We start from the raw sequence: 16474 nt of genomic DNA, 5'->3' as shown, positions 1-16474 counted from the left end.
CCAGACATGCGAACGATGTCCTCCGCCTCCCCTGCTCCCGACGTCCCCCTGGCCCCGCCCGCCGAACCCGAGATCCGCGTGGTCGGGGCACGCCAGAACAACCTGAAGAATCTCAGCCTTTCCATCCCGACCAATGAGCTCGTGGTGGTGACCGGCGTATCCGGCTCAGGCAAGAGTTCGCTCGTCTTCGACACCTTGTACGCGGAAGGCCAGCGCCGCTATGTCGAGACATTCTCTCCGTACGCGCGCCAGTTCCTGGACCGCATGGACAAGCCGCAGGTCGACCGGATCGAGGGCATCCCGCCCGCCATCGCCATCGACCAGACCAACCCGGTGCGTACCTCGCGCAGCACCGTGGGCACGATGACGGAGCTCAACGATCACCTCAAGCTGCTGTTCGCGCGGGCCGGGCGGCTCTTCTGCCGCCAGTGCGCCCGGCCGGTACAAAAAGACACGCCCGAGTCCATATACGCTTCCCTGGCCCGCCGCGCGGCCGAGGCGGGCGACCCGCGGCTGATCGTCACCTTTCCAGTCCAAGTTCCTGCGAACTATACGGAAGAAGAAATCCGTGGCTTCCTGGAACGCCAGGGCTATACCCGGGTGCACGCCCAGCGCAAGGCGGGAAGCGGAAAGAACGCGGTACAGGTGCTGGACGTGGTCCAGGACCGCTTCCGTTTCGGCAATGCCGAACGCGCACGCGTCATGGAAGCGCTGGACGCCGCGCTGCGGCTGGGGGCGGGCCGCGTGGATGTACGCGCCGTAGACGCCGAGGGCAACGAGACCGCGCACTGGAAATACAGCGACGAGCTGCACTGCGCCGAGTGCGACATCGCGTACGCCTCGCCCACGCCCAGCGCATTCTCGTTCAATTCGCCGCTCGGCGCGTGCGAAACCTGCCGCGGGTTCGGCCGGGTCATCGGCATCGACTACGGGCTGATCATCCCCGACGAAAACAAGACGCTGCGCGGCGGTGCCATCAAGCCGTGGCAGACGGCGAGCTACAAGGAGTGCCAGGACGAACTAGTGAAGTACGCGACTCGCGCCGGCATTCCCTTGGACGTTCCGTGGCGCAAGCTCACCCCTGTGCAGCGCGATTGGGTGTTGAATGGCACTCCGGACTGGAAGGGAGGCAGCGACGCCTGGAAATACCAATGGTACGGCGTCAAGCGCTTCTTCGATTGGCTGGAAACCAAGGCCTACAAAATGCATATACGCGTGCTACTGTCGAAGTATCGCGCGTACACGCCCTGCCCCGACTGCAACGGCGCCCGGCTGAAGCCGGATTCGCTGCTCTGGCGCGTGGGAACCAAGGCCGAGGCCGACCTGATCTTGCCTGAGTCGGACGATCGCTACGTCCGCTTCCGGCCGCTGCACGTCGCCTGGGACCAGGCCACGCTCGATGCGCTGCCCGGCCTATCCATCCACGATCTGATGCTGCTTCCCATCGAACGCGTACGCGTATTTTGCGACGCGCTGCGCTTCGAAGGCGTCATGGACGCGGCCACAGAGTTGCTGCTGCAGGAAGTCCGCGCGCGGCTCAAGTTCCTGTGCGACGTGGGGCTGGGCTACCTGACGCTGGACCGGCAAAGCCGCACGCTTTCAGGAGGGGAAGTCCAGCGCATCAACCTCACGACCGCACTCGGCACTTCTTTGGTGAATACGCTGTTCGTGCTGGACGAGCCTTCCATCGGCCTGCATCCGCGCGACATGAACCGCATCGTCGAGGTCATGCATCGACTGCGCGATGCCGGCAACTCGCTGGTGGTGGTCGAGCATGACCCGCAAGTCATGCTGGCGGCGGACCGCATCATCGACATCGGCCCGGGGCCGGGCGAGCGCGGAGGCCAGATCGTGTTCAATGGCTCGCCCGCGCAGCTGCGCCAGGCGCGCACGCTCACCGGCGACTATCTCTCCGGCCGCCGCCATGTCGCCGCCCCGCGCCCCATGCCCGTCACGCCCGGCACGCCGCGGCTGATCGTGGAAGGCGCGCGCGAGCACAACCTAAAGAACATCACGGTGGAATTCCCGCTCGGCCGCCTGGTGTGCGTGACCGGTGTCTCCGGCTCGGGCAAGTCGACGCTGGTGCAGGACGTCCTCTACCCCGCCCTGCTCAAGCTCAAGGGCAAGCCGACGGAGGCGGCGGGCGCGCACGACCGCATCCTCGGTGACGACTGGATCGTGGACGTAGTCATGGTCGATCAGTCGCCTATCGGCAAGACGGCGCGCTCCAACCCGGCCAGCTACGTGGGTGCGTTCGACGGTGTGCGCAAACTCTTCGCCCAGGCGCGCCTGTCCAAGGAGCGCGGCTACACCGCCGGGATGTTCAGCTTCAATGCCGGCGACGGCCGCTGCCCTACCTGTGGCGGAACGGGCTTCGAACACGTCGAGATGCAGTTCCTGTCCGATGTGTACCTGCGCTGCCCTGACTGCGACGGCACGCGCTTCCGCCCCGAAATCCGCGAGGTCACGATCGAGCGCAAGGGCCGCTCGGCCTCGATCTCCGACGTGCTGGAAATGACGGTGACCGAGGCCCTGGATTTCTTCGAGGGCGAGCGGGACATCCAGCTGGGGCTGTCACCGCTGGCCGACGTCGGCCTCGAATACGTGCGCCTGGGACAGCCGGTCCCAACTCTCTCGGGCGGTGAGGCGCAGCGCCTCAAGCTGGCGGGCCACTTGGCCGAGGCGGCACGCTCGGGCATCGCGGCCATCGGCGCGAAGCTTTCGAAGAAGGGCAGCCTGTTCCTGTTCGACGAACCCACGACCGGCCTGCACTTCGACGATATCTCGCGCCTGATGGGCGCCTTCCGCAAGCTGTTGGCGGCCGGCCACACGCTCATCGTCATCGAGCACAACCTGGACGTCATCCGTGCCTCGGACTGGCTGATCGACCTGGGCCCCGAAGGCGGCGACGCAGGCGGCGAGGTCATCGTCGCGGGCACGCCGCAGGACGTCATGAGGCACCCGGCCTCCCACACGGGCCGCGCGCTGCGCGAATACGAAGCGCAGATCGGCCAGGCCGCCGATGCGCCCGCCCAGGCGCCAGAAGAAGCGCAGCTGGGCGCGCCCACCGTCGTGGCTGAGCGCATCGAGCCCTATGGGGCGGACGGTAGCCACGAGCCCGCAGGCATGCCGCTGCAGAACGTGCTGGCGCAGCGCCGCCGCACCTCGCGCGCGATCGAGATCAAGAACGCGCGCGAACACAACCTCAAGAACGTGGACGTGGAAATTCCGCGCGGCGCGTTTACGGTGATCACCGGCGTGTCGGGTTCGGGCAAATCAACGCTGGCCTTCGACATCTTGTTCAACGAAGGCCAGCGCCGCTACCTGGAATCGCTGAACGCCTATGCGCGCTCCATCGTCCAGCCGGCCGGCAAGCCGGACGTCGATGCGATCTTCGGCATCCCGCCGACGGTCGCCATCGAGCAGCGCACCAGCCGCGGCGGCCGCAAGTCCACGGTCGCAACCATGACCGAGACGCACCATTTCATGCGCCTCCTGTACATGAAGCTGGGCACGCAGTACTGCCCCGACTGCGAGGTGCCGGTCGAACCCCAGACCTTCGACCTGATCGTCGGCCGCGTCATGCGCGAGCTCAAGGGCCAACACGTGGGCGTGCTCGCGCCGCTGGTCAAGGCGCGCAAAGGCTACTACACCGACCTCGCGAAATGGGCCGCCAACAAGGGGTACACCCACCTGCGGGTGGACGGCGCCTTCATTCCGACAGCGAAATGGCCGCGCCTGGACCGCTTCAAGGAGCACGACATCGAGCTGCCAGTGGCCGATTTCATCGTGGATCCGGCCAACGAGGCCCAGCTGCGGGCGGCCGTGCACGAGGCCCTGGAACACGGACACGGCGTCATGAGCGTGGTCTGGCCCCTGGAGAAACTGCGGGCCGCCATGGCGAGCGGCGACGCTGCGCCCGCCCCCGACCTCGAACAACGCGTGTTCTCTGTCAAGCGGGCCTGCCCGTCGTGCGGCCAGAGCTTTCCCGAGCCCGACCCGCGCATGTTCTCTTACAACTCCAAGCACGGCTGGTGCCCGGCGTGCTTCGGGACGGGCGTCAAGCTGCCCGGCTTCGACGCGGAACAGACAGGGGAAGAAGCCGCTTGGAACATGGGCGACGAAGAGGTGCAGCCCTGCCCAGCGTGCCACGGGCAACGGCTGAACCGCCAATCGCTGGCGGTGCGCTGGAGAGGCCGCTCGATCGCGCAGCTTGCCTCCCTGGCAGTACGCGATGCGGCGAAGTTTTTCCGCGAGCTTGAGACCGAGGGCCGCGAGGCCGAGATCGCGCGCGACATTCTTGCCGAACTGCGCAGCCGCCTCGCTTTCCTGGAAGAGGTCGGACTGGGCTACCTCGCGCTGGATAGGGCGGCGCCCACGCTTTCTGGCGGGGAAGCCCAACGGATACGGCTCGCGGCGCAGCTGGGTTCCAACCTGCAGGGCGTCTGCTACGTGCTGGACGAACCGACCATTGGGCTGCACCCGCGAGACAACCGCATCCTGCTCAATGCCTTGGCCAAGCTCGAGGGCAAGGGCAACACCCTTGTGGTCGTGGAACACGACGAAGACACCATTCGCCGCGCCGAACACGTCATCGACATGGGCCCCGGGGCCGGTGTCCGCGGCGGAACCGTCGTCGCGCAGGGCCGGGTGCAGGACATCATGGCCAATCCCGCGTCCCTGACTGGCCGCTACCTCGCCCGGCCGCTGCAACACCCCTTGCAGGCACGCCGGCCGGTCACGGCGGAAACGCCCCGCATCACGGTGCGCGGCGCGCGACTGCATAACTTGCGCGAGGTCGATGCCAGCTTTCCGATCGGCCGGCTCACCGTGGTCACCGGCGTCTCGGGTTCAGGCAAGTCCACCCTCGCGCGTGACGTGCTGCTGGACAACCTGCAGCGGCGCATCGGGAAGGATGCTGCCGAAAAAGGCGGCGCCTGGACGGGGTGCGCGGGCATCGAGGGATGGGAAACCCTAGACCGCGTGCTGGAAGTCGACCAGACGCCGATCGGCAAGACGCCGCGCTCCTGCCCGGCAACCTACGTAGGATTCTGGGACGCCATCCGCAGGCAGTTCGCCGACACCATGGAAGCGCGCATGCGCGGCTGGACGGCCGCCCGCTTCAGCTTCAATACCGGCGAAGGCCGCTGCCCGGTTTGCGAAGGCCAGGGCATGCGCACGATAGAAATGAATTTCCTGCCGGACGTGAAAGTGCCGTGCGATGCCTGCGACGGCCAGCGCTTCAACCGCGAAACGCTATCCGTGCATTTGCGAGGCAAGAGCGTGGGCGAGGTGTTGGCCATGGAAATCGACGAAGCCGTCGAGTATTTCGCGGCGCATCCTTCCATCCTCAATCCGCTGCAGCTGCTGCAAAGCGTAGGGCTCGGCTACCTGACCCTGGGGCAGCCCTCGCCCACGCTGTCGGGCGGGGAGGCGCAGCGCATCAAACTGGTGACAGAGCTGGCGAAAGCCCGCCTGGACGAGGGCACGATGCGCACGGGACGCGCCTACAAGACGCCGCACACGCTCTACGTGCTGGATGAACCGACCGTGGGCCTGTCCATGGCGGACGTGGAAAAACTGATCCGCGTGCTGCACCGCCTGGTGGATGCCGGCAATACCGTGGTCGTGATCGAACATAACCTCGACGTCATCGCCGAAGCCGACTGGTTACTGGACATGGGGCCGGAGGGAGGCAACGAAGGCGGTCAACTGGTGGTGCAGGGTTCGCCGGAACAGGTCATGCGGGAACGGGCGCGCTCGCACACCGGGCGCGTGCTGGCCGAGTTCATGGCGTCCCAGGTGGAAATGAGCAAGGCATCTTGAGATGCGGCCGCGACTGATCGAAACCATACGCGTCGACGCTGACGGCCGCATGCCCTTGCTTCCCTGGCACCTGGAGCGGCTCGGCCGCTCGTGCGCCGAACTCGCCTACCGCAGCTCGGTGGAGGCCGTGCAGCGCGCCGTAGCGCGCGCTGCGGCGGGCCTACCCGAAGGCGGGGCGCACCGCATGCGCGTGCTGGTCGCCGACAACGGCGCCATCGAGATCCAGACCTCGCCGCTCGACACGCTGCCGCAGCGGCCGCGAGCAAGCTTGTCCCATCGCCGCCTCCGGTCTGGCGAAACACTGCTGCGCCACAAGACGACGGCGCGCCCGTGGTACGACGAGGCGACGACCTGGCTGGCAGCCCACCCGGAACACTTCGACATGCTGTATCTGAACGAACGCGGCGAATTGTGCGAAGGCAGCCGGTCCAACGTCTATGTTTACCTGGATGGCCAATGGATCACCCCACCCGTTTCGTGCGGACTGCTGCCCGGCGTCCAGCGGCAGGCCTTGCTGGACGAAGAGCTGGCCGTCGAAGGCGTGATCACGCGAGAGATGCTCGCGCAGGCACAGGGGCTGCGCCTCTCCAATGCGCTGCGCGGCTGGTTCGACGTCGAGCTGGACTGAATCCGGCTCAGCGCTCGGCCGGGAAGATGTAGCGCAGGACTTCATGCGCCGCGGCCAGGCCCATCGCGGCCGTGACCGTCACGGCCGAGCCATAGCCCGCACATGAAAGCCCCTGTGGCGCCCCGGCGGGCGCGTCCGCATCCTGCAGCCATGCCGCCGGCAACCTCGCCGGCTGGTCGACCCATAGCGCGCGCACCTTCATTTTCGGCAGCCGGCGCGGCGGTTTGCCCGCCACGTGCGAGGCCTTGGGAAACCCATGATGGCGCCGCAGCTGGTTGCGAATCTTGGCCAGCAGGGCGTCGTTGACCGCTTCGGACAAATCCCCCGCGCGCAAGGCCAGCGGGTCGGTCTTGCCGCCCGCCCCCCCGCACACCACGAGCGGCGCACCAATGCGGCGCGCACGCAGGATCATGGCGATCTTGGCCGAGACCTGGTCAGTGCAGTCGACGACGATGCTCGTCGGGTCCGGCAATAAACGGTCGACGTTGTCGGGGTCGAGGAAGTCGTCGACGAGGTGCAGCGTGCACTGCGGGTTGATGTCGCGTATGCGTTCGGCCATGGCTTCCACCTTGGCCTGCCCCAGCGTGCGGCCCAGCGCATGAACCTGCCGATTGACGTTGGATTCGGCGATGTGATCGAGATCGATCAGCGTCAGCGTGCCGACGCCGCACCGGGCCAAGGCCTCGGCGGTCCATGAGCCCACGCCGCCCAGCCCCACGACGGTGGCGCGCGCGGCGCGTAGCGCATCGAGCGCTCCCGGTCCGTACAGGCGGTCGAGGCCGCCGAACCGGCGCTCGGTATCGATATCGCAGCTCATGATGATCCGGGGGAAAAAACGAAAACGCTCCGGGCGGCGCGGCCGCGGAAATGCCGTGATAGTAGCAGGCCCGGAAAGGCGCCCCCATGGCCGAGCCACGATCCCGGCGTTAGAATGCATGACACCCCGAAGCCGCCGCGCGATTGCGGCACTCCGCACCGCATTCACCTTGGGCCCAACTGTCACCCGCCAGCAAGCTGCCGCCGCCGAGCCGCCCCAGGCACCGCTCGACGAGCGCGGCGTCCTCATCTTTTGCGTCCTGGGCATTCTTACCCACATCGGCCTGACGGGCGGACGGGTCACGGTCTCGCTCGGCGCGCTCGCGCAGGGCGCATCCAGTTTCACCGTCGGCGTGCTGATGGCGCTCTTCGCGCTGCTCCCCATGCTGCTGTCCGTCCATGTCGGCCGCTGGGTGGACCACATTGGCGCCAGGGTGCCCATGCGCATCGGGGTCTCCCTGCTCATCGCCGGCAGCCTGCTGCCGTTCGCGGTGCAAGACACCCGCGTGCTGTTCGCATCGAGCTTCATGACCGGGATAGGCTGCATGACCTTCCACATCGCCGCGCAGAACGTCATGGGGATGTATGCCTCGCCCGAGCGGCGCATCATCAACTTCTCGCGCCTTTCCTTGTCCATGTCGATCTCGGGCTTCGGCGGACCGTTGATCGCCGGGCTGGCGATCGACCACCTGGGCGTGCGTTGGGCGTTTGGCATCCTGTTCCTGTGCCAGTTGCTAGCACTCGGCACGCTGCTCAAGCAGCAGCGCCGGCTGCCGCGCCCCAGCCGGACGCACCGCCGCGCGAGCCGCGACCAAGTGAGCGACCTGCTCGCCAACCCGACGCTGCGCCGGGTGCTCATCTCCACCGCGCTCCTGTCCGGTGCCTGGGACCTCAATGCCTTCATGGTGCCCATATTTGGGTCTGCCATCGGGCTGTCGGCCACGACCATAGGGCTTATCCTGTCCGCGTTCTCGGTCGCCACCTTCGTGATCCGCATCCTGCTTCCGTGGATACAGCAACGGGTCGCCGCGTGGACGCTGCTGCGCGCCGCCATGCTCACCGCCAGCGTCGTCTACGTGCTGTACCCTTTCTTCCGCGAAGTCCCCATTCTCATCCTGCTGGCCTTCCTACTCGGGCTCGCCCTGGGCAGCGGCCAACCCAGCCTGATGTCCCTGCTCCATGCCCACGCACCGGCGGGACGCGCCGCCGAAGCGCTCGGGCTGCGGATGGCCATCATCAACGGCGGACAGTTCGTGCTTCCCCTGGTCTTCGGCAGCCTGAGCGCGCTGACCGGCCTGGGCATGCCCTTCTGGACGGTGGCGGCGTGCCTGTTCGCAGGCGGAACCCTGACTCGGCCTCCGCGACGCGGCGAGACCTCACCGCCGCAACCGGCAGAACGGAAAGCCTCCGATGCGGCCGGCAACATGGCCACCCGCAGCGAAAAACGATAGTCCCGTCATGCATGCGAAACGACAACCCGCCGGCGATTGCATGATGCGCTCCGCACCGGGAATCGCACCGTCGCCGCCCTGCGCCCCATCCCCTGAATACGCCCCGCTGCTGCTCAGTGCGCAGGAGCTGGACGCATCGCGCAAAGCCGCCCTGCGCCATTGGAATCGGCGTGACGACATCTGGCTGTTCGCCTACGGCTCATTGATCTGGAAAGCCGAGTTTCCGGTGCAGGAACGCCGCCTGGCCACGGTGCGCGGCTATCACCGCTCGCTGTGCCTGTGGTCGCGCGTGAACCGCGGCACGCCCTCGTCGCCAGGCCTGGTGTTCGGCCTGAACCGCGGGGGCAGCTGCCACGGGGTTGCGCTGCGCATCGCTGCGGCGGACGTCGACAGCATTTTCCCCGCCCTCTGGGAACGCGAGATGATGACCGGCGCGTACCTGCCCCGCTGGCTGCGCTGCAATACGCCCGCAGGCCCGGTAGACGCCCTCGCCTTCGTCATCGACCGGAAGGGCTCTGGCTATGCCAGCGGGCTCGCTGAAGAGGAAGTGCTCGCCGCGATCCGGCGAGCACACGGACGCTACGGCGCCTGCGTGGACTACGTGCTCGATACGGCCCGCGCGCTGCAGGCCCATGGCATACGGGACACGCGCCTGGACCGGCTCGTTCGCCGACTGGCGCTGGCGCAGGAATAGGAGCCGCGCAACCCGGTATAGTGATGGGTAGGATTTCTTCTTCGCCCGCCATCATGTCCATCGCAGACATTCGTCAGAACTACCAGCAAGGTGCCCTGCTGGAGTCCGACGCCCCGGCCTCGCCGCTCGAACTGTTCGGAGCCTGGTTCGACCGTGCCGTCGCCGAACGGCTTCCGGACCCCAATGCCATGACGCTCGCCACCGTCGACGAACGGGGCCGCCCCGCCGCCCGGACGGTGCTGCTCAAGGGCTACGACGAGCGGGGCTTCGTTTTCTATACCAACTACCATTCCCGCAAGGGGCGCGACCTTGCCCACGTGCCTTACGCCAGCCTGTTGTTCTTCTGGCCGGCACATGAACGCCAGGTCCGCATCGAAGGCCGCGTCGAGCGCACGTCGGAAGAAGAATCCGACGCCTACTTCCACAGCCGGCCGCTCGGTTCCCGGATCGGCGCCTGGGTGTCCGAACAAAGCACCGAAATCCCGAACCGGGAGGTCCTGCGCGAGCGCGAGCAGCGCCTGCGCGCCGAACTTGGCGAACACCCGCCTCGCCCCCCCCATTGGGGGGGATATCGCGTCGTGCCCGACGCCATCGAGTTCTGGCAAGGCCGCCCTTCCCGCCTGCACGACCGCCTGCTCTACCGGCCCGTTCCCGAAGGCGGCTGGCGCATCGTGCGCCTTGCTCCATAGGCCGCGATGCCGCAGCAGGATCGTCGAGCGGGCGACGACGCACCTGTCACGCCCAGCCAAACCTCATTTTTCGATGACGCGCCGGCCGCGGGCCTACCACCCAGGCGGAAGGGCAAGACGATACCCGCGGCGGAACATCCTGCGGCGTTGCGCCAATTGGGCGCCGCCATGCCACCGCACGTGTATCTTGGCACCTCGTCCTGGGCCTTCTCAGGCTGGAACGGGATCGTGTACGGCGCCAAGGCGAGCGAATCGCTGCTGTCACGCGAAGGCCTGCCGGCGTATTCGTCCCATCCGCTGCTCAACAGCGTCAGCCTCGACCGCACCTTCTACGCGCCGCTGACGGCCGAGCAATATGCCCACTACGCACGCCAGGTACCATCCGGGTTCCGCTTCGTGGTGAAAGCGCCCAACCTCATCACGGACGCAGTGCTGCGCGACGACCGCGGGGCGCCGACAGGACCGAATCCCAGTTTTCTCGATCCGGTCCTGGCGACTGATCATTTCGTGGCACCGTGCCTGGAAGGGTTAGGCGACAAAGCCGGTCCGCTGGTCTTCCAGTTTTCCCCGCTGCCGCCAGAGGTCCTGGCCGACCCGGCCGGCTGGGTGGCACGCCTCTCCGCCTTCCTGGCGGCGCTGCCCCCTTTGCCCGCATCCCGCGGGCGCGAGGCGCCCTTCTATGCGGTGGAGTTCCGCGACCCGCAAGTCGTCACGCCGCGCATGATGAAAATGCTCGCCCAGCGCGACGCGCGCTATTGCGTGGCCATCCACGCCCGCATGCCCCCGGCGGCACGCCAGATGCGGGCGGTGGAGGCCACGGGCCCCGGCCCATTGGTCGTCCGATGGAGCCTGCTCGCCGGCCAACGCTACGAAGCGGCCAAGGCGAAGTTTTTTCCGTTCGACAAGATCCAGGCCGAAGATCCCGAAACGCGCCGCGTCCTGGCCGAAGCCGCCTGCGCGGCGCGCGCGGCTGGCCAGCCGGCATGGATCATCGCGAACAACAAGGCGGAGGGAAGCGCGCCGCTCACGCTGGAGCTATTGGCCAAAGAGATCGTCCCCCGCATGGCCGGGGCCGGATAAAATGGGGTTTTAAAGTTACATCAGCGCGCAACCAGCGACCTGGGTGCGTCAGCCCCTTTCCTGGATGCCTGCAGCTCTTCCGAATTTCGACTCCACCGCATTCCGTTCGGCCCTGGGCCGTTTCGCCACCGGCGTGACGGTGGTCACCGCCATCGGGCCGGACGGGCGCCCCGTCGGCCTGACGGTCAGTTCGTTCAACTCCGTCTCCCTGACGCCGCCGCTCGTGCTTTGGAGCCTCTCGCTGACCTCCAGCTCGCTCCCCATGCTCGAGGCGGCCAGGCACTATGCCGTGAACGTGTTGGCGGCCGACCAGCTCGACATTGCCAAGCGCTTCGCCGTCCGCGGCAACCCCGCCGACCGCTTCGCCCAAGTATCTTGGCGCCCGGGAGAAAACGGCGCGCCACTGCTGCACGGTTGCACGGCCTGGTTCGAATGCTATAACCGCAGCAGATATCACGAAGGCGACCACTGCATCTTCGTCGGCGAGGTCGAACGCTGCGGCCACACGGACGCCATGCCGCTGGTGTTTCACGCGGGCGGCTTCGACCTCACGCCACAACGCGCCCGCAAGGCGCCGCCTTCTCCCTAAACCTTTTCTCCGGACCGTCTATGCATCGTCGCATCGCCCTCGCCCTGCTCTGCACCCTGTCCGTCGCCGGCTGCAACGGCTACTTTGGTTCGCCGGACGAAGACGGAGGCGGCGGGAGTGGCGGCAACAGCGATGCGCAAGGCATCTGGGCAGGCACCGTCACCAGCGACACGCTCTCCCTGCACATGCTCGTGACGCCCAACAACGAGCTGTGGGCCATGTCGTGGAGCGAAAATTTCACCCAGGTGCGCCGGCTCACGCGCGGAACGGGTTCGCTGAACGGCAAGGCATTTTCGGGAACCGGCAAGACCTTCGGCACCGGCGACACTACCGCCGAAACGGCCAACATCACCGGCACGGTGACGACCCGCTCGACGTTCGACGGCAACCTCGGACAAAACGTGACCTTTGCTTCCACGTTCAACGAGCAGTACGACGCCGCCTTCGATCTCGCGGCCTACTCGGGCACCTGGCAAGGGCGCGACAGCACCAGCTCGGGCGTGACCTTCACCATCCAGTCCAACGGCAACTTCGACGCCCGGTTCCAAATCAGCGGAAGGCCGGATACCTGCAACGTCAGCGGCGCACTGACCAAAGCCGCCTCGGGCAAGAACTACGCGACCACCACTTTCTCTTTCGGCAATGCCACCAACTGCCTGGGCCAGCACGCAGGCACCAGCATGCAAGGAGTCGCCGTGCGCCTGGCCGAAGAGGAAAAAGAGCCGCTGTTGCTGATCATGGCGACCAACAGTGCGCAGTCCGCCGCTTGGTTTGCCTACGCCCGCAAGCGGCCGTAGCGATAGGGGCCCGGTCCTGCTTCGCGGCAGGCCCGGCCACCGCTCAGGCAGGGCCCGACCCCACCGCTGCGCGTCCGAGCCGGTCGCGCACCGCAGACCACTCGAGCGTTTCGGGCGGCTGCTCAAGCATCAGCACATCCAGCCCCCGGGCATCGAGTTCGCGCAGCGTCGCATAAAGCGCGTGTGCATAGCCTTCGGGATCGGCGGGCGCCTCCACCCAGACGGCCGCCCCGCCCGGATCGCGCTTCGACCAGACCCCCACCGACCGGCCCTGGGCCCGTGCGGCGGCAACCTCCCCCGGGAGCCGGTCCGCATGGACCAATTTGAGCGGGGTGCGGGGCGCGTAATGCGCGGATAGCGAGCCCGAGACGCGCGGCACGGCGCGGCGATCGTCCATTTGGGAACGCGTCAGCACCGCCGTGCCCAGTACCTCCGACAGCGCCAGGGCAGAGATGTGGCCCGGCCGCAGAAGCAGGGGAAGTTCGCCGGAGACGTCGACGATGGTCGATTCGATGCCGACCTCGCACGGCCCCCCATCCAGCACCAAGGGCACGGCCGCGCCGAATTCGTCTGCCACGTGCCGGGCAGTGGTCGGACTGATGCGGCCGAAGCGATTGGCCGAGGGCGCCGCAACGCCGCCGCCGAATGCCGCCAGCAAGGCCTGGGCGACGGGATGAGAGGGACAACGCAGCCCGACCGTATCCTGTCCGCCCGTCACGGCATCGGGCACGCCAGGGGCCCGCGGGAGGATGAGGGTCAGCGGCCCCGGCCAGAACGCATCCATCAGCCGGCGCGCGGCGCCGGGAACGTGCGCGGCCCAGCGCGACAAATCGTCGCCGGCGGCCACGTGGACGATGACGGGATGATCATTGGGCCGACCCTTGGCGGAGAAGATGCGCGCCACGGCGTCCGGATCCGAGGCGTTCGCCGCGAGGCCGTACACCGTCTCGGTAGGCATCCCCACGAGCTGCCCGGCCCGCAGCAGGTCCGCCGCTTCGGCGATGGCCTCGGGCGTGGGCGGCAGGATGCGCGCGTCCATCGGCGCCTACGGATAAACGATGCCGAGGGCGGCCGCGACTTGCGCGGCGCTGCGGCCCGCCGCGTCGCGGTCGGCGCCGAGACAGGTCACGTGCCCCATCTTGCGGCCGCGGCGTGCTTCCTTCTTGCCGTACAGGTGCAATTTGGCCGTGGGGACCTCCAAGGCCTTGGCCCAAGGCGGCTCGACCGCCTCATCGCCCTGCCGGAACCAGATGTCGCCGAGCACGTTGAGCATGACCGCCGGCGCCAGCATGTCGGACGCCCCGAGCGGCAGGCCGGCCAGCACCCGCACCTGCTGCTCGAATTGGCTGGTCGTGCAGGCATCGATGCTGTAGTGCCCGCTGTTATGGGGGCGCGGCGCGATTTCGTTGACGATGAGGCGGTCTTGCGGAAGCACGAAAAACTCGACGCACAGCACCCCGCAGTATTCCAGGCCCGATGCGACCTGGAGCGCAGCCGCCGAGGCGCGGCGCGCAACGTCGGCCGAGGCGCGAGGCGACGGCACGGTCGAGACTGCCAGGATGCCGTCGCGATGCACGTTCTCGGAGACCGGGTAGGTCACGACCTCGCCGTCGAAGCCGCGCGCCACGACGACCGAAATCTCGAACTCCAGGGGCAGCCTGGCTTCCAGCACGCAGGGTACGCCGCCGAAAGCATCGAAGGCGGCGCGGGCCTCTTCGGCCGACTCCACGCGCGCCTGCCCCTTGCCGTCATAACCCAGGCGGGCCGCTTTCAAGATGCCAGGATACAGCGAAGCCGGCGCCGCATCGATGTCGGCGGCCGACCGGATCTCCGCATAAGGCGCCACCGGCACGCCCATGGAAGAGATGAAGCGCTTTTCGGCGATGCGGTCTTGTGCGATCGCGACGGCGCTCGCGGCCGGGCTGACCTGGCAGCGCGCCGCCAGCTTTTCCAGGCTAGCCGCCGGCACATTCTCGAATTCGGTCGTCACGGCCGCGCAGCGCTCGGCCAGCTGCGCCAGCCCCGCTTCGTCGTCGTAATCGGCCCGGATGTGCAGGTCGGCAACCGCTCCCGCCGGGCATTCGGCGATCGGGTCGAGCACCGCGACACGATATCCCATGCTCTGGGCCGCCTGGCAGAACATCCGGCCCAATTGCCCCCCTCCGAGCAGGCCCAGCCAACCGCCGGGCGGCACGATGCGTCCCGTCTTCATGCCTGGCCTCCCGGCGGAAGCGTCATCGCGCGCGCGGCCTCGGTCTGGCGGGCACGGAAGGCATCGAGCCTTTGCCTGAGCGCCGGATCGGTGGTGGCCAAGTTGGCGACCACGTGCAACGCGGCATTGGCCGCGCCCGCCTCGCCAATGGCGAACGTCGCGACCGGCACGCCCTTGGGCATCTGGACGATGGACAACAGCGAATCCTCTCCGCGCAGGTACTTGGACGGAACCGGCACGCCGAACACGGGCACCGACGTCAGCGCCGCGAGCATGCCCGGCAGGTGCGCCGCGCCTCCCGCGCCCGCGATGATGGCTCGCAGGCCGCGACGCGTCGCCTCGGCGCCGTACTCCACCATGTCGAGCGGCATGCGGTGGGCCGATACGACGCGGGCTTCATGGGGCACGCCAAATTCATCCAGCACGGCAACCGCGTGCTTCATGATCTCCCAATCGCTGGAAGAACCCATCACGATGCCGACCTGCACCGCTGCGGGGGAAGAAGGGGAAGAAGAGGAAGGACTGGACATGAGGAACCTTGCGGGCGTCTGGCGCACCGCGCCGGACGAGCATCTAAAGAACGGATTTTAACCCGCCGGGGCCGGCAAGGCCCGCCCGATCTCGGTTCTGGAAGCTCGCCCCCTGCGATTCGATGAGGCGAGAAAACCACGCTCTCAGCCCAAGAGGCGATTGATTCCCGCGCCGCCCACGACGAGCCAGACGAAGAGCGCACCGGCCAAGAGCAGCGGCCGCACGCCCGCGCGGCGTATCGCCCCGGCCTGCGTCGTCAACCCCAGCGCGGCCATGGCAATGGCCAGCAACAACGTATCGAGCTCGATCGCGATCGCGACCCACTGTTCGGGCAAAGGAACCGCGGAATGGAACGCCACCATGGCAATGAAGCCGACGGCGAACCAGGGGATGCAAAGTTTTCCGCCACTGTCCGCGCCTGCGGCACCGGCCCTGCATCCGCCCCACGCCAGCCAGGCCGACAATGCCAGCAGGAACGGCGCCAGCATCATGACTCGAACCATTTTTGCGATCACCGCCGTGTCGGCCGCCGCGGGGCTGATCTCCCGCCCCGCGGCGATCACCTGGGCGACCTCGTGGACGGTCGATCCAACATAAACGCCGAATCCGTGCTCACCTCCGGGAATCACGCCCCACTGCGCGTTCATCTGGTACAGAACGGGGTAGAGAAATAGGGCCAGCGTGCCGAAGACGACGACGGTGGCCACGGCCACGGCAATCTCCTCGGCGCGCGCCCGCAGCACCGGGCCAGTGGCCATCACCGCCGCCGCGCCGCAGATGGACGCCCCCGCCCCGACCAGGCAGGCCAAGCTTCGATCCAGCTTGAATACACGCGTGCCGAGTAGCCAGGCGAGCCCGAAGGTGGAAGCCAGCACCAAGGCATCGATGGCAATGCCTGCCAGCCCCACCCCGCCGATGTCCTGCCACGTCAAGCGCAGGCCGTAGAACACGACTCCGGCACGCAACAGCGTCTGCTTGGCCACGCCTACGCCAGCCGCGCCTTGGGCGGCGATGCGCGGATAAATCGTGTTTCCCACCAGCATGCCCAGGATGATGGCCAGCGTCAGCGCGCCCATGCCCCGGCTGGCGAAGACTTCCCACCGGCCCAGCAACACCGCGGCCGCCCCTAGCCCACCCGCCAGTAACAAGCCGGGCCCGACC

At 67.6% G+C, this 16474-nt stretch carries 13 protein-coding genes; 8 read left to right on the top strand and 5 right to left on the bottom strand.

Going from position 1 to position 16474, the window contains the following annotated elements:
* Positions 1 to 15: 15 nt before the first annotated feature.
* Positions 16 to 5826, top strand: coding sequence for an excinuclease ABC subunit UvrA (gene uvrA / locus IRZ12_RS08255; RefSeq protein WP_296467047.1), 5811 nt, complete (start codon positions 16 to 18; stop codon positions 5824 to 5826).
* Between the two features lies 1 nt (position 5827).
* Complete coding sequence (locus IRZ12_RS08250; protein ID WP_296467043.1) at positions 5828 to 6454, top strand: aminotransferase class IV; 627 nt, start codon at positions 5828 to 5830, stop codon at positions 6452 to 6454.
* 7 nt (positions 6455 to 6461) lie between these two features.
* Here IRZ12_RS08250 and IRZ12_RS08245 read toward each other — a convergent pair whose 3' ends face one another.
* On the bottom strand, positions 6462 to 7271 hold the full coding sequence (locus IRZ12_RS08245) for a tRNA threonylcarbamoyladenosine dehydratase (RefSeq protein ID WP_296467041.1): 810 nt from the start codon (positions 7269 to 7271) through the stop codon (positions 6462 to 6464).
* 118 nt (positions 7272 to 7389) lie between these two features.
* Here IRZ12_RS08245 and IRZ12_RS08240 point away from each other — a divergent pair, with 118 nt between their 5' ends.
* The 6 genes from IRZ12_RS08240 to IRZ12_RS08215 all read left to right on the top strand — a co-directional run bounded on the left by IRZ12_RS08240 (position 7390) and on the right by IRZ12_RS08215 (position 12570).
* A complete protein-coding gene (locus tag IRZ12_RS08240) occupies positions 7390 to 8721 on the top strand; it encodes an MFS transporter (RefSeq protein WP_296467037.1) in 1332 nt (443 codons plus the stop codon).
* A 40-nt stretch (positions 8722 to 8761) separates the two neighbouring features.
* Positions 8762 to 9415, top strand: coding sequence for a gamma-glutamylcyclotransferase (locus IRZ12_RS08235; RefSeq protein ID WP_296467034.1), 654 nt, complete (start codon positions 8762 to 8764; stop codon positions 9413 to 9415).
* 50 nt (positions 9416 to 9465) lie between these two features.
* Positions 9466 to 10104 carry a pyridoxamine 5'-phosphate oxidase gene (gene pdxH, locus IRZ12_RS08230; protein ID WP_296467049.1) on the top strand — a complete coding sequence of 213 codons (639 nt, stop codon included), beginning with the start codon at positions 9466 to 9468 and terminating at the stop codon, positions 10102 to 10104.
* A 168-nt stretch (positions 10105 to 10272) separates the two neighbouring features.
* Positions 10273 to 11184: a DUF72 domain-containing protein gene (locus tag IRZ12_RS08225; RefSeq protein WP_296467031.1), complete on the top strand. Its 912-nt coding sequence runs from the start codon at positions 10273 to 10275 to the stop codon at positions 11182 to 11184.
* Positions 11185 to 11248: 64 nt separating this feature from the next.
* Positions 11249 to 11773 carry a flavin reductase family protein gene (locus IRZ12_RS08220; RefSeq protein WP_296467028.1) on the top strand — a complete coding sequence of 175 codons (525 nt, stop codon included), beginning with the start codon at positions 11249 to 11251 and terminating at the stop codon, positions 11771 to 11773.
* Positions 11774 to 11793: 20 nt separating this feature from the next.
* Positions 11794 to 12570 (top strand): hypothetical protein, encoded by a 777-nt coding sequence (locus tag IRZ12_RS08215; protein ID WP_296467025.1) that lies wholly within the window; start codon positions 11794 to 11796, stop codon positions 12568 to 12570.
* A gap of 43 nt (positions 12571 to 12613) precedes the next feature.
* Here IRZ12_RS08215 and IRZ12_RS08210 read toward each other — a convergent pair whose 3' ends face one another.
* The 4 genes from IRZ12_RS08210 to IRZ12_RS08195 all read right to left on the bottom strand — a co-directional run.
* The gene (locus IRZ12_RS08210; RefSeq protein WP_296467022.1) at positions 12614 to 13609 is read right to left on the bottom strand and encodes an L-threonylcarbamoyladenylate synthase; all 996 of its coding nucleotides are present in this window, start codon (positions 13607 to 13609) and stop codon (positions 12614 to 12616) included.
* 6 nt (positions 13610 to 13615) lie between these two features.
* Entirely contained in the window at positions 13616 to 14782 is a 1167-nt protein-coding gene (locus IRZ12_RS08205; RefSeq protein ID WP_296467018.1) for a 5-(carboxyamino)imidazole ribonucleotide synthase, read from the bottom strand.
* The gene (purE, locus tag IRZ12_RS08200; protein WP_296467015.1) at positions 14779 to 15312 is read right to left on the bottom strand and encodes a 5-(carboxyamino)imidazole ribonucleotide mutase; all 534 of its coding nucleotides are present in this window, start codon (positions 15310 to 15312) and stop codon (positions 14779 to 14781) included. The genes IRZ12_RS08205 and purE overlap by 4 nt, the downstream gene beginning before the upstream one ends.
* 144 nt (positions 15313 to 15456) lie before the next feature.
* Positions 15457 to 16474, bottom strand: a 1018-nt coding sequence (locus tag IRZ12_RS08195; RefSeq protein WP_296467012.1) for a YeiH family protein, incomplete at its 5' end; no start/stop codon positions are given.

Source organism: Pigmentiphaga sp. (assembly GCF_019689535.1).
Lineage (GTDB): Bacteria > Pseudomonadota > Gammaproteobacteria > Burkholderiales > Burkholderiaceae_B > Pigmentiphaga.
The sequence above is the reverse complement of the archived record's forward strand: the minus strand, read 5'-3'. Positions and strand labels throughout refer to the sequence as shown.

Excerpts from the sequence above, each read along its gene's own strand:
- IRZ12_RS08240 (WP_296467037.1), top strand. The coding sequence starts at position 7,390 with ATGACACCCCGAAGCCGCCGCGCGATTGCGGCACTCCGCACCGCATTC.
- IRZ12_RS08220 (WP_296467028.1), top strand. The coding sequence starts at position 11,249 with ATGCCTGCAGCTCTTCCGAATTTCGACTCCACCGCATTCCGTTCGGCC.
- purE (WP_296467015.1), bottom strand. The coding sequence starts at position 15,312 with ATGTCCAGTCCTTCCTCTTCTTCCCCTTCTTCCCCCGCAGCGGTGCAG.
- IRZ12_RS08250 (WP_296467043.1), top strand. The coding sequence starts at position 5,828 with ATGCGGCCGCGACTGATCGAAACCATACGCGTCGACGCTGACGGCCGC.
- IRZ12_RS08205 (WP_296467018.1), bottom strand. The coding sequence starts at position 14,782 with ATGAAGACGGGACGCATCGTGCCGCCCGGCGGTTGGCTGGGCCTGCTC.
- IRZ12_RS08235 (WP_296467034.1), top strand. The coding sequence starts at position 8,762 with ATGATGCGCTCCGCACCGGGAATCGCACCGTCGCCGCCCTGCGCCCCA.
- uvrA (WP_296467047.1), top strand. The coding sequence starts at position 16 with ATGTCCTCCGCCTCCCCTGCTCCCGACGTCCCCCTGGCCCCGCCCGCC.
- IRZ12_RS08245 (WP_296467041.1), bottom strand. The coding sequence starts at position 7,271 with ATGAGCTGCGATATCGATACCGAGCGCCGGTTCGGCGGCCTCGACCGC.
- IRZ12_RS08225 (WP_296467031.1), top strand. The coding sequence starts at position 10,273 with ATGCCACCGCACGTGTATCTTGGCACCTCGTCCTGGGCCTTCTCAGGC.
- IRZ12_RS08210 (WP_296467022.1), bottom strand. The coding sequence starts at position 13,609 with ATGGACGCGCGCATCCTGCCGCCCACGCCCGAGGCCATCGCCGAAGCG.
- IRZ12_RS08215 (WP_296467025.1), top strand. The coding sequence starts at position 11,794 with ATGCATCGTCGCATCGCCCTCGCCCTGCTCTGCACCCTGTCCGTCGCC.